Below are 11,771 nucleotides of genomic sequence, written 5' to 3'. Positions count from 1 at the left end.
GCCGACAGAGCCAGGTGCATGCAGATTTTCCGCCCAGGCGCTGACACGATCGCGAAGGTGCTCCTGGCCTCGTGCGGCGCCGCCCCGATCCTTTTGGTCGGGTTAGCCTACGGTATCATGAGCTCGCCTTACGCGACTGGACAAGATGTGACGCGCAACCAGCCGATTCCGTTCAGCCATCAGCATCACGTCGGCGGCTTGGGGCTTGATTGCCGCTACTGTCACACCTCGGTCGAAAAGGCGCGCTTCGCCGGGCTGCCACCGACCGAGACGTGCATGACCTGCCACTCCCAGCTTTGGACAAACGCAGGCATGCTCGCCCCGGTGCGTGCGAGCCTGGCGAAGGATGAGCCAATCGCCTGGCAGCGGGTGAACAAACTCCCCGACTACGTCTACTTCGACCATTCAATACATGTCGCGAAAGGGGTTGGATGCACAAGCTGCCACGGCGCGGTCGATCAGATGCCACTGATGCGCCAAGCGGCGCCCCTGACCATGCAATGGTGCATCGATTGCCACCGAGCGCCCGAGAAAGCACTGCGCCCGCGCGAGGCGGTGTTCGACACCGGATGGTCACCAGCAAAGAATCAGGAACAGCTCGGCCGCGAGCTAATGGCGAAGTACCACATTCGTGTTGATCATCTGACGGATTGCTCGGTATGTCACAGGTAGATGAGTTGCCCGTCAAACGGGTCTCACGCGTAGCCCGCCCCGAGCTGGACCGCCGGCAGGCATTGAGCTTCCTCGCAGCTGGCGTCGCGTCGGGACTGGCCGCTTGTAGCCGTCCGGACGAACAGATAATTCCTTACGTGAGAATGCCGGACCGCCTTGTGCCGGGCGAGCCCTTGAAATTTGCGACCACTCTGGCGCTCTCGGGCTACGGGCGTGGAGTGCTCGTTAGTTCCGTCGACGGGCGCCCGATCAAGGTCGAAGGCAACCCTAAGCATCCTGCGAGCCTCGGTGCGACCGACGTGTTCATGGAGGCCGCCGTTTTGTCCCTCTACGATCCGGACCGCTCGCGGACAACGCTTCACGAAGGGGCCATCGCTCCGGCTGAGGCATTCCGCGCAGCTGTGCTTGGCCAGAACCGACTGCTCAAGCAACGCAGTGGCGAGGGGCTACGACTTGTCACAGGTCGGGTGAGTTCGCCCACCCTGCTACGACAGATCGACGATCTGCTAGGGCAATTTCCGAAAGCCGCGTGGCATGCCTATGATCCCGCCGACGATGGCAGTGCCCGCGCCGGCGCAATGTTGGCCTACGGACGAGACATCGAGACAGTGCCACACCTCGCGCGCGCGCGCGTGGTAATCGCGCTTGGTGCCGACCCGCTGGGCCATGGTCCGGATCAACTCCGAAGCGCAAGGGGATTTGCCGAGCGCCGTCAGCCGCAGAACGAGGGCTTCTCGCGTTTTTACTGCCTTGAGGCGGCCCCGACGCTAACCGGGGCGAAAGCTGATCATCGGCTCGCCCTCCGGCCGGCGATCATCGGCGAAGTGGCGCTCGCGATTGCCAAGTCGCTTGGCGCAGCTGTCCGGGACGCCGCGGTGCCCGATCATTTGAAAGAACTCGTGCGGAAAATTAGCGCCGATCTGAACTCCAGTCCCGGCAGCGCCATCGTTCTCGCGGGCCGAACGCTTTCCGCCGAAGCCCACGCGGTCGTGCACTGGATCAACGCTCGCCTCAATGCGCCAGTGGACCTCATTGATCCAGTGGGCCGCACACCTGCCGGGCGCCAGCCCCAAGCGCTCGATGAACTGGTTCGCGATCTGAAAGGGGGCGGCGTCGATCAGCTCGTCACGCTCGGCGTCAACCCTGTGTACGACGCTCCTGCCGATCTCAATTTCTCCGACGCTTCCAGAAAAGCGCCGTTTCGACTGCACGCCGGCTGCTATGCGGACGAGACCGCAGAGCTTTCAAACTGGCACGTTCCCCTGAGCCATCCACTCGAGGCCTGGTCTGATCTGCGTAGCATCGACGGGACAGCCAGTCTGGTTCAGCCGCTGATCCGACCGCTCTATCGCAGCCATACGGAGCACGAATACATTGCGCTTCTCACGAACGGCGATATGGCCTCGCCGCGCGATCTCGTTCGACGGACTTGGCAGGCGCAGGCCGGAGCTGACTTCGAGACCTGGTGGACACGCGCGCTTCACGATGGTGTCATCGCCGGCAGTGCGGCGGACCCGTTGCGACCTGCAGAGCCCAAACTACCGCAGATGCCGGAACCTCGTGCCGCGTCCGAATTCCAGGTGGTGCTGCAGCCCGATCCAAGTATCTGGGATGGTTCGTTCGCAAACAATGCCTGGCTGCAAGAATGTCCGAAGCCCCTGACAAAACAGGTCTGGGGCAACGCTCTCGCGCTCAACCCTGAAGATGCTCGGCAGCTCGGTGTCTCCGTCGGCGAGGTCATCTCGATCCGATCAGGCGGGGCCACGATCGAGGCCCCCGTGCTTGTAGAGCCGAGTGCTGCCCTGGGTGTCGGTTGTCTGACGCTCGGCTATGGCCGCCATCGCGCCGGCGCTATCGGAAATGGCATCGGATGCGATGCAACTCGGCTTCGGACCACAAAAAGCCCATGGACCATCGCGGAAGCCGTCATCACAAGGACCGGCCGAAATCAAGAACCGCTCACAACCCAGAATATCGTCCGCGCTTCGGACTATGTTTCCGAGCTCTACCCGGTGCGCAAAGTCGCCGTTGCTGCAAGGACGCTCTCTGCTCCGGAAGCGGAGCGCCCCCCCAGTTTGCTGCCGGAAGCACCGCCTCGCAGCGGCGATGGAAACGCTTGGGCCATGGTCATCGACACCTCGGTGTGCATCGGCTGCAATGCATGCGTCGTCGCGTGTCAAGCCGAGAACAATGTGCCCGTGGTCGGCCCGGAAGAGGTCGCTCGTGGGCGAGACATGCACTGGTTGCGGGTGGACGCCTACGATCATGGAACAGCGACCAATCCGGCGCTCGGTTTCCAGCCGGTCCCGTGCATGCATTGCGAGCACGCCCCGTGTGAGCCTGTGTGCCCTGTCGCTGCTTCGGTTCACGATAGCGAAGGGCTCAACGCACAGGTCTACAACAGGTGCATCGGCACGCGGTTCTGCGAGGCCAATTGCCCCTACAAGGTACGTCGGTTCAATTTTCGGGGGTACGCCGACGGCCAGGAGTACGCCAACCTCGGCTTCGAATCCTATCTCGCTCAAAAGAATCCGGAGGTCACGGTGCGCGCTCGTGGCGTCATGGAGAAGTGTACTTACTGCGTCCAGCGGATCAGTTCGGCACGACGAGCGGCAGAGCGCGATGATCGGACAATCGGCACCGACGAAGTCCGCACCGCGTGCCAGAACGCATGTCCCACCGGGGCGATCGTATTTGGCGATCTCAATCAGGATGGATCCAGCGTCAATGGGCGCAAGTCTGATCCTCGACACTACGCCCTGCTTGGGCATTTGGACACGCGTCCCCGCACGACCTACCTCGCCGACGTTCGCAATCCTCCAACCGGGGGGGACGGCAAATGAGCGATGTCCTCGAACCGAATGCGGCCGCGCCGGCGCCTTGGGTTTCTGCGTACCGGGCCAGCGACGTCGAGATCACGCAAGCTGTGACGGCGCCTCTGTTCGCAAGCCCGGGAAAGTTCTGGTGGATTGCTCTCCTGGTCAGCGCGCCCTTCGTCGCGTGGCTTCTGGCAGCAATCGTCTGGGTGTTTTACGAGGGCATCGGTGTCTGGGGGGTCAATTCCACTGTCGTGTGGGGCGTTGCGATTGCCGACTACGTGTGGTGGATCGGCATCGGCAATGCAGGCACGCTGATCTCGGCAATGCTGTTGCTGACGCGGCAGCGATGGCGCGCCTCGATCAACCGGTTCGCAGAGGCCATGACGCTGTTCGCGGTCGCCATTGCGGGGCTCATGCCTATCGTGCATCTCGGACGACCGATCTACGCCTACTGGTTGGCGCCCTACCCCAACACGATGTCGCTGTGGCCGCAGTGGCGGAGCGCGCTCGTTTGGGATTTTTGGGCGATCATCAGTTATTTGCTGTTCTCGATCCTATTCTGGTACGTCAGCCTCATTCCGGACCTCGCAACCATGCGCGATCGGACGAGGTCGCGCACGGGTCAGCTGCTCTACGGGGCCTTTGCACTCGGGTGGAGCGGCTCGCTGCGGCACTGGCGTGCCCTGAGGATCCTTCATACGACGATGGCAGCACTCGGGGTACCGCTGGTTTGCTCGGTGCATTCCATCGTCGGGCTGGATTTCGCCGCAAGCCTGATGCCGGGCTGGCAGGAGAGCATTTTTCCGCCGTACTTCGTCGTGGGCGCGATGTACTCCGGGTTCGCCATGGTCGTTGTGCTTGCCTTGGCGATCCGCTGGGGGTTCGGACTTCAAGCCATCATAACGCGCAAGCACTTCGACGTCATCGGTCGTGTCTTGCTGATGTCCTCGATCGTGATGGGCTATTCCTACGCAACGGAATGGTTCATGGGCTGGTACGGGGGCGCCCGCAGCGACCGCAGTCTCGTCGCTTTTGAGTTTACCGGGACTTATGCACCGCTGTTCTGGGCGCTGCTGACCTGCAATGTCGTCCTGCCCCAGGCGCTCTGGTTTCCTCGCGTGCGAAGGTCCCTTGCCGCCCTATTTGCGATTGCGATCGCAATCAACATCGGGATGTGGCTTGAGCGCATTTTGATCGTCTGGAATACACTCTCTCATGGATACATGCCGAGCCTTTGGCGGGTGTTTCACTTCACCATCTGGGACTTGGCGTTCGTCATTGCACCGCTGGGCTTCTTTGCGTTTTTGTTCCTCATCTTCGTGCGGCTGATCCCTGCGGTTTCGATGTTCGACATGCGCGAGCTCGCGCACCGGGAGAACGTGGCATGAGTGGGCCTCTCCTGGCAGAATTTCCGGATGCCGCTACTCTGATTGGCGCCGCTCGGAGCCTGAAAGTCCGTTCCGATTGTGGCCTTCTCGATGCTTTCGCCCCCTTCCCCGTCGAGGATCTCGAGCAGCTGATCCCCGCCCGGCGCTCCGCTACTCCGGTCACGATGCTTTTGGCCGGGTTCTCCACGGCAGTGTTCGCCTTCGCCCTGCAGTGGTACAGCGCCGTCGTCGACTATCCCATCAACAGCGGCGGGCGCCCATTGAACTCGTGGCCGGTTTTTCTCCTCGTACCCTTTGAAGTCGGGATCTTCGCAGCTGCCCTCGCCGGATTCATCGCTCTGCTGTGGTCAACGGGGTTGCCGAAGCTCCACAATCCATTGTTCGACATCCCCGGCTTCGAACGGGCTTCGCAGGACCACTACTTCCTGCTCGCGCGCGGAGAGAGCGACGAGACCACGCTCGAGCTCCGCCACCTGCTTCGGACGGCCGGCGCAACGAGAGTCACGGAAGTGCGTGCGCCATGATCGGTCGCCTGGCAATCCCGCTGACGCTGGCACTGCTGCTTTCCGGCTGCAACGACATTTCGATGACACAGCAGCGGCGATATGGAACCTTTTCGCGCGCGGCTCTGTTCGAAAATCGGACCGAAGCACAGCCACTGCCGGAGGGCGCCGTGGCGCAGGGAGACATCGAACGTCAAAGGCAAGCGCAGCAGCGCCCGCCGATCGACGCGAGGCTGCTCGCGCGTGGCCGCGAGCGCTACGACATCTATTGTTCACCGTGCCACGGGCTGTCCGGAACGGGCAACGGAATGATCGTGCAGCGCGGGTTTCCGGCGCCGCCATCCTACCACGATAGCAGACTTCGGGCCGCGCCCGCCGAGCACTTTTTCCACGTGATCACCAATGGCTACGGGGTGATGTACTCGTACGCCGCCCGGGTTGATCCAAACGACCGGTGGGCGATCGTGGCCTACATAAGGGCACTTCAGGAATCTCAGGGCGCGAAGGTAGCGGATGCTCCCGAGCTACGAAGCAGGTTGCCATGAACTCAGATGCGACAATCGTTAGCTTCCATAATCTGCGCCGGCTTCCAGCCGTCTCGGGAATTCTGCTGCTGAGTGTCGCTCTGATCGTCGCAGCCGGATACAGGACACCGGTCCTCTCTCAGGGATGGCTGCTCGCGTTCGCCATCTGGAGTTGCGTGCCGATCGGCAGCATGATTTTGTTGCTGATACATTCACTAACCGGCGGCCAATGGGGCACCGCAACGGCCGCAATGTTGAGACCGTCCGCCGCGCTGTGCGCGGCGGTGGCCATCGCCTTCCTTCCAATGCTGACGACGTCCGGCCAACTCTACCCATGGGCACTGGACGGTTCGCACATCGCCCATGACGTTGGACGCTGGTACCTGAACTGGGCTTCCTATGCCTTGCGCGCCGCTGTTGCACTCGGCGGATGGTGCGTCCTCGGGATCACGTTTGCATTGGCCAAAGGTGGCCGTCTGCTCGCGGCGCTGGGACTTGCCTTCTACGGCGCTACCATCAGCCTAGTTGCGGTGGACTGGTTTCTTTCTGTCGAGCCGCACTACGTCGCGACTGCCTTTCCGGCGATGATTGCGATTCAACAGCTCGCGGCGACGCTGGCCTTTGTTGCGCTCCTGACCGCACCCACCCTCGATGAGTCTGCGGCATCCGATGTGGGTGCGCTGCTGCTCGCGGTCTTGCTTGGGGTCGTCTACCTGGAATTCATGACCTATGTTGTCGCTTGGTACGGCGATCTGCCCGACAAGGCCGCATGGTACCTGAAGCGAAGCTCTCCGGGTTGGGCAGCGACGATAGTCATTGCGTTTGCCTTGGGCGCAGCTTTGCCGTTCTGCATCTTGATCGTAGGCAAGTGTCGGCGGAGCCGTTACGGCCTACAATCGGCCGGCATATTGGTGCTGCTCGGCTCCGTTCTCCACTTCTGCTGGCTGATCGTTCCTGCCTTTGATCAGCAAGACGCCGTGCTCACCTGTGGCATGGGTGCGCTGGTCGCCTTGGGCATGAGTTCTTTTCTGATTGGAGCTGCCCTCAGTCCCGCTTTGGAGGCTCAGCATGCCGAATGAAGAGATGGACCGCCGGGCGCTGCCGCAATCTCCCGACGTTGCCACGCGCAAAATCCTCATTGCCGTCGGCGGCTACCTCGGTTTCGTCGGCCTGGCCATGGTGGCGATCTTTTTTTACGTTAAGGCAGATGCACCCGCCGCCTTCAAGCTGCCTATCGAACGACAATTCCCGCAGCCCGGCCTCCAAACTGCCCCGGACCAGGACCTCGCCAATGCATTGCAGAGCGAACGAAGTGCTCTGTCTCGGTACAGCTGGATCGACCGAGGCAGAGGTGTCGCAAGAATACCCATTGAGAAGGCCGTCGAGATCGTCATTGCCAGAGGCGACCGCGGTTACGATCCTCTGGACAAGTCAAACGCCCCGGAGGTCGAGAACATCAAGGGAGCGCAGCAATGAGAGTGCTTGCGCTAACGGTACTCATGGCCGTCTGGTCCTCGAGCGCCTTGTCGGCTTTGACGGAACAGCAGCTCAAAGATGTTGCACTGGCGCCACCTGAAGGAGCCAGGGCGCCGGCGACACTTGAGTTTCGGGACATGGATGGCAATGAAACGACCCTTGGCCACGCAATCGACGGCAGGCCGACCTTGCTGCTGCCGGCGGACTTCACGTGTACCCAAATCTGCGGCCCGGCGCTCACTATCGTTGCAAGCGCGCTACAGCAGACGGGATTGTTGGCCGGGCGCGACTACAGCCTCGTGGTGTTCGGGATCGATGCAGGGGATGATGCCGCCGCGGCTCGCAGATTCGCCGGCGGACAAGTCGGCGGCCCCGGGGTATCGGTTCTAGTCGGTAGCCAGGCAAGCATTGACCATCTCACCACGGCCATCGGTTATCGCCTCCAAACCGATGGCCAAAATAGCGCGGTCGCTCACCCAGCGGCGTTCCTCACGCTCACGCCTGACGGTCACGTTTCCCGTGCGTTTTCCAGCCTGGGTTTGCAACCACTCGATCTCAAACTCGGGATCCTGGAAGCCGGGGCCAGTGTGGGCGGACTGAGGAGCCGTATCGCCCTCCTCTGCTACGGATTTGATCCGGTTCACGGCATCTACACCCGGCGGGTCGACTCCGCCCTGAAGCTCGGCTGCGCATTGACCGTCGCACTTCTTGGGTTGGCGATAGTCATCATGTGCCGTCGGTCGCGACGCACCGGGGTGATGACATGACCACCGTTTTTACCCTGCCGGAGGCAAGCACGCACGCCGCTCGCGTCGATGGGATATTTGCGATTCTGGTGGTCGTGTCGGCGCTCACGCTTGCCCTCGTGTTCGGCTTGCTCGTCACGTTCGCCATCCGTTATCGCCGGGGCTCCAACGCCAAGCGCGGCCGGTTGCCAGAGATCGTGAACCGCGAATTCGAGGTGAGCTGGACGGCCGCGACCGGGTTCCTGTTCGTATTTCTGTTCTGGTGGGCCGCCTCGGCCGATGTGGGCGCGCTCACCGCTCCGACGAACGCGCTTGAGGTGCACGTGCTCGCCAAACAATGGATGTGGAAAACACAGCACTCGAACGGTGCTCGTGAAATCGACGAGCTCCATGTTCCGCTCGGACAGCCGGTTCGGCTGGTCATGACGTCCCAGGACGTCATTCACTCGTTCTTCGTGCCCGCGTTTCGCATCAAGCAGGACGTGCTGCCGGGGCGCAACACGGAGACCTGGTTCAAGGCGACCAAGCTTGGAGTTTTCCCGCTGCTGTGCGCCGAGTATTGCGGCACGGACCATTCAGCGATGCGCGGCCGGATCACGGTCATGGGTGAGGACGACTACGCTCGGTGGTTGAGCAGACAACCCGAAGGCGACGACCTCGCTCACCTCGGCGCCAAACTCTTCGTATCTCAAGGCTGCTCTGGGTGCCACGCAGCTTCTTCCAGCGTGCATGCCCCCAAGCTCAACGGCCTTTACGGCCGGACCGTTCAGTTGTCGGACGGTCGGCAACTGAAAGCAGACGATGCCTATCTCCGGGATTCGATCCTCCAGCCAAAGCGCGACATCGTCGCGGGGTTCGAACCACTCATGCCGAGCTTTGCGGGGCTGCTCGACGACGGGGAGGTACAAAGTCTGACCGCCTACATTCGCTCTCTCGGACAGGAGCAAGATCATGAGTGACGTGGTGCTCGCGGGCGAACTGCCGTTTCCGCCGCGTCCGGACTATCTGCGAGCGGGGAGCACGCTCGCATCTTGGCTCACCACCACCGATCACAAGCGCATCGCCATACTCTATGCGCTCACGATCACGGTCTTCTTCTTCATGGGCGGCGCAGCGATCACGGCGGTCCGCCTCGAGCTGTTCGTGCCGAACGGCTGGTTTCTGAGCTCCGATACCTACAATCGGCTGTTCTCGTTCCACGGCATCATCATGGTCTGGTTCTTCCTGGTGCCGTCGATCCCGAACACGTTCGGCAACTTCCTGATACCGCTGATGATCGGAGCGCCCGATGTGGCCTTTCCGCGCCTCAACCTGTTCAGCTGGTACCTGACGCTGGTCGGCGGGGTGTTCGCGGTCTACACCCTGATAGCGGGAGGCGTCGATACTGGTTGGACCTTCTACACCCCGTTCTCGACGATGTTCTCCAACACGCACGTCCTCACGGCCGCTGCCGCCGTGTTCGTCGTGGGTTTCGCCAGCATCGCAACCGGGGTGAATTTCATCGCGACAACGCACATGTTGCGCGCGCCGGGAATGACCTGGTTCAGACTGCCGCTGTTCGTCTGGTCGATCTACGCCACCTCGATCGTCATGGTGCTCTCGACTCCCGTGCTCGCGATCTCGTTGATGCTGGTCGTCGCAGAGCGCTGGTTGGGGCTGCCGATCTTCGATCCGGCACGCGGCGGCGATCCCATTCTCTTCCAGCACCTGTTCTGGTTCTACTCGCATCCCGCGGTCTACATCATGGTCCTCCCGGCCATGGGAGTGGTTTCCGAGATCATTCCTTGCTTCGCCCGACGCCGCCTCTTCGGATACGACTTCATGGTCTATGCCATCATTGCCATCGCGGGGATCGGCTTCTTCGTTTGGGGACACCACATGTTCGTGTCCGGACAATCGCCCTATGCGAGCCTCATCTTCTCGTTCCTTTCCTTCGTCATCGCCGTACCTTCGGCAATCAAGGTCTTCAATTGGACCGCATCGCTCTACCGAGGACAGATCAGCTTCAACTCGCCAATGCTCTATGCCCTCGGGTTCGTTGGATTGTTCACGACCGGCGGGTTGTCGGGGCTGTTTTTGGCGTCGATCCCGGTCGACGTGCACGTAACCGACACCTACTTCGTCGTAGCGCATTTCCACTACATCATGGTCGGCGGTTCGGTGTCCGCCTTCTTCGGTGCGCTGCACTTCTGGTGGCCAAAGATCACGGGGAAAATGTACCCGGAGTCCTGGGCGCAGTTTGCCGCCATCACGATGTATTTCGGCTTCAACATGACTTTCCTGCCGCAATTTTTCGCCGGGTACCTCGGAATGCCGCGGCGCTATCACACCTACCCGGCAGAGTTTCAAGTCTACAACGTCATGTCATCCGCTGGCGCGGCCGTTTTGGCCGCCGCTTATCTGCTTCCGCTGATGTACCTGACCTGGTCCCTTCTTCACGGCAAACGCGCGCCGAACAATCCTTGGGGCGCTACCGGGCTGGAGTGGACGACGACGTCGCCGCCGCCGCCGAACAACTTCGATATCCAGCCGCTTGTGGATCGTGGCCCTTACCAGTATCACGCCGAACGCGAGTCGGCCGGGACCGATGCCCCCGAAGTTCAGAACGCCAGGTCGCTACGATGACCGACGCAACCGCACTGCTTCGAGAACCGTGGGAGCGCTTCGAGCGCCAGCAACGAGCGGGAAAGTTCGGGATCTGGATCTTTCTTGCAAGCGAGACCCTGTTCTTCGGAGCACTTATGCTCACCTATGCCGTCTGCCGGGTCGAGCACCCGGACGCATTTGCGGCAGCTGGTCGCGCCACAAACATCTGGTTCGGCACGATCAACACCGCCATCCTGCTTACGAGCAGTCTCACCATTGCGGTCGCCTCCCAAGCTGCGGCCCAGAGCGAACGCTCCCGCACTCTCGTCCTCACCTGCCTAGGCCTGACTGCGGCGCTCGGATTCGCGTTCATCGTCGTGAAGGGCTTCGAATACAAGGAGGATATCGACAAACATCTGGTCCCCGGAGCCGGCTTTGCACTGTCAGAGGCGGCTGCGCAGCTTTTCTATGGTCTGTATTGGCTGGTTACCGGGGTACATGCGATCCATCTCACGATCGGCATCGTGCTTGTCGTCAGGCTGATCGTGCTTGGAGCAACCAGGCGAATTCGCCTGCGCGAGAATCCCGAAATAGAAGTCACCGCGCTCTATTGGCATCTCGTCGATATCGTCTGGATCTTTCTGTATCCGCTCATTTATTTGCCAGGGAGAGCCTCATGACTGGAAATCGATCGCATCCAAGCAGTTCGTCAGCTCTGTGGGTCAAGAACGGGGTCATCTGGGTCGCACTTCTCGCTTTGCTCTTATTGAGCATGTTCCTGGCTTACATTCCTATGGGCCCTATCACCGTCGCGTCGGGAGTTATCGTTGCCGTCATCAAGTCGAGCTTGGTCGTGGTCTTTTTCATGGAGCTCATCCAAGCTCGCGCATTGGTCAGGCTTGCCGCCGTCTCCGGCTTGATCTTTCTCGCGGCCATGTTCTTGCTTACTTTTGCAGATGTGCTGACCAGGACAGGGAAGATCTAGCCCCACCAAACAAAGCCGGTGCTCCAGCGTACCATTCTGACGAACGGCTGGCCGCCGACCGCGTTTTATCTT

12 protein-coding genes are annotated in these 11,771 nt (G+C 61.3%); all 12 read left to right on the top strand.

Annotated features, from left to right (window positions below; genetic code table 11):
• Positions 1–18: 18 nt before the first annotated feature.
• Genes AB3L03_RS32650 through AB3L03_RS32595 form a run of 12 tightly spaced genes read left to right on the top strand, consistent with a single transcriptional unit; the run spans position 19 to position 11,699 of the window.
• Positions 19–672, top strand: a complete 654-nt coding sequence (locus AB3L03_RS32650; protein WP_368507753.1) for a cytochrome c3 family protein — start codon at positions 19–21, stop codon at positions 670–672.
• On the top strand, positions 660–3,515 hold the full coding sequence (locus tag AB3L03_RS32645; protein WP_368507752.1) for a 4Fe-4S dicluster domain-containing protein: 2,856 nt from the start codon (positions 660–662) through the stop codon (positions 3,513–3,515). Before AB3L03_RS32650 ends, AB3L03_RS32645 begins: the two co-directional genes overlap by 13 nt.
• Positions 3,512–4,879 (top strand): NrfD/PsrC family molybdoenzyme membrane anchor subunit, encoded by a 1,368-nt coding sequence (gene nrfD, locus AB3L03_RS32640; RefSeq protein WP_368507751.1) that lies wholly within the window; start codon positions 3,512–3,514, stop codon positions 4,877–4,879. The genes AB3L03_RS32645 and nrfD overlap by 4 nt, the downstream gene beginning before the upstream one ends.
• Positions 4,876–5,403 carry a DUF3341 domain-containing protein gene (locus AB3L03_RS32635; RefSeq protein WP_368507750.1) on the top strand — a complete coding sequence of 176 codons (528 nt, stop codon included), beginning with the start codon at positions 4,876–4,878 and terminating at the stop codon, positions 5,401–5,403. The genes nrfD and AB3L03_RS32635 overlap by 4 nt, the downstream gene beginning before the upstream one ends.
• Complete coding sequence (locus tag AB3L03_RS32630; protein WP_368507749.1) at positions 5,400–5,927, top strand: cytochrome c; 528 nt, start codon at positions 5,400–5,402, stop codon at positions 5,925–5,927. Before AB3L03_RS32635 ends, AB3L03_RS32630 begins: the two co-directional genes overlap by 4 nt.
• Positions 5,924–6,985, top strand: coding sequence for a hypothetical protein (locus tag AB3L03_RS32625; RefSeq protein WP_368507748.1), 1,062 nt, complete (start codon positions 5,924–5,926; stop codon positions 6,983–6,985). The genes AB3L03_RS32630 and AB3L03_RS32625 overlap by 4 nt, the downstream gene beginning before the upstream one ends.
• A complete protein-coding gene (locus AB3L03_RS32620) occupies positions 6,975–7,382 on the top strand; it encodes a hypothetical protein (protein WP_368507747.1) in 408 nt (135 codons plus the stop codon). Before AB3L03_RS32625 ends, AB3L03_RS32620 begins: the two co-directional genes overlap by 11 nt.
• On the top strand, positions 7,379–8,149 hold the full coding sequence (locus AB3L03_RS32615) for an SCO family protein (protein ID WP_368507746.1): 771 nt from the start codon (positions 7,379–7,381) through the stop codon (positions 8,147–8,149). The genes AB3L03_RS32620 and AB3L03_RS32615 overlap by 4 nt, the downstream gene beginning before the upstream one ends.
• Positions 8,146–9,087: a cytochrome c oxidase subunit II gene (gene coxB / locus AB3L03_RS32610; RefSeq protein WP_368507745.1), complete on the top strand. Its 942-nt coding sequence runs from the start codon at positions 8,146–8,148 to the stop codon at positions 9,085–9,087. The genes AB3L03_RS32615 and coxB overlap by 4 nt, the downstream gene beginning before the upstream one ends.
• Positions 9,080–10,753, top strand: a complete 1,674-nt coding sequence (locus AB3L03_RS32605) for a cbb3-type cytochrome c oxidase subunit I (RefSeq protein WP_368507744.1) — start codon at positions 9,080–9,082, stop codon at positions 10,751–10,753. The genes coxB and AB3L03_RS32605 overlap by 8 nt, the downstream gene beginning before the upstream one ends.
• A complete protein-coding gene (locus AB3L03_RS32600) occupies positions 10,750–11,394 on the top strand; it encodes a cytochrome c oxidase subunit 3 (RefSeq protein ID WP_368507743.1) in 645 nt (214 codons plus the stop codon). Before AB3L03_RS32605 ends, AB3L03_RS32600 begins: the two co-directional genes overlap by 4 nt.
• Positions 11,391–11,699 (top strand): cytochrome C oxidase subunit IV family protein, encoded by a 309-nt coding sequence (locus AB3L03_RS32595; RefSeq protein WP_368507742.1) that lies wholly within the window; start codon positions 11,391–11,393, stop codon positions 11,697–11,699. Before AB3L03_RS32600 ends, AB3L03_RS32595 begins: the two co-directional genes overlap by 4 nt.
• Positions 11,700–11,771 lie beyond the last annotated feature (72 nt).

Source organism: Bradyrhizobium lupini (genome assembly GCF_040939785.1).
Classification (GTDB): Bacteria; Pseudomonadota; Alphaproteobacteria; order Rhizobiales; family Xanthobacteraceae; genus Bradyrhizobium; species Bradyrhizobium canariense_D.
The sequence above is the reverse complement of the archived record's forward strand: the minus strand, read 5'-3'. Positions and strand labels throughout refer to the sequence as shown.

What these genes read in the sequence shown, in the direction of transcription:
- nrfD (WP_368507751.1), top strand. Translation starts at nt 3,512, where the DNA reads ATGAGCGATGTCCTCGAACCGAATGCGGCCGCGCCGGCGCCTTGGGTT.
- AB3L03_RS32645 (WP_368507752.1), top strand. Translation starts at nt 660, where the DNA reads ATGTCACAGGTAGATGAGTTGCCCGTCAAACGGGTCTCACGCGTAGCC.
- AB3L03_RS32615 (WP_368507746.1), top strand. Translation starts at nt 7,379, where the DNA reads ATGAGAGTGCTTGCGCTAACGGTACTCATGGCCGTCTGGTCCTCGAGC.
- AB3L03_RS32620 (WP_368507747.1), top strand. Translation starts at nt 6,975, where the DNA reads ATGCCGAATGAAGAGATGGACCGCCGGGCGCTGCCGCAATCTCCCGAC.
- AB3L03_RS32595 (WP_368507742.1), top strand. Translation starts at nt 11,391, where the DNA reads ATGACTGGAAATCGATCGCATCCAAGCAGTTCGTCAGCTCTGTGGGTC.
- AB3L03_RS32650 (WP_368507753.1), top strand. Translation starts at nt 19, where the DNA reads ATGCAGATTTTCCGCCCAGGCGCTGACACGATCGCGAAGGTGCTCCTG.
- AB3L03_RS32630 (WP_368507749.1), top strand. Translation starts at nt 5,400, where the DNA reads ATGATCGGTCGCCTGGCAATCCCGCTGACGCTGGCACTGCTGCTTTCC.
- AB3L03_RS32605 (WP_368507744.1), top strand. Translation starts at nt 9,080, where the DNA reads ATGAGTGACGTGGTGCTCGCGGGCGAACTGCCGTTTCCGCCGCGTCCG.
- coxB (WP_368507745.1), top strand. Translation starts at nt 8,146, where the DNA reads ATGACCACCGTTTTTACCCTGCCGGAGGCAAGCACGCACGCCGCTCGC.
- AB3L03_RS32600 (WP_368507743.1), top strand. Translation starts at nt 10,750, where the DNA reads ATGACCGACGCAACCGCACTGCTTCGAGAACCGTGGGAGCGCTTCGAG.
- AB3L03_RS32625 (WP_368507748.1), top strand. Translation starts at nt 5,924, where the DNA reads ATGAACTCAGATGCGACAATCGTTAGCTTCCATAATCTGCGCCGGCTT.
- AB3L03_RS32635 (WP_368507750.1), top strand. Translation starts at nt 4,876, where the DNA reads ATGAGTGGGCCTCTCCTGGCAGAATTTCCGGATGCCGCTACTCTGATT.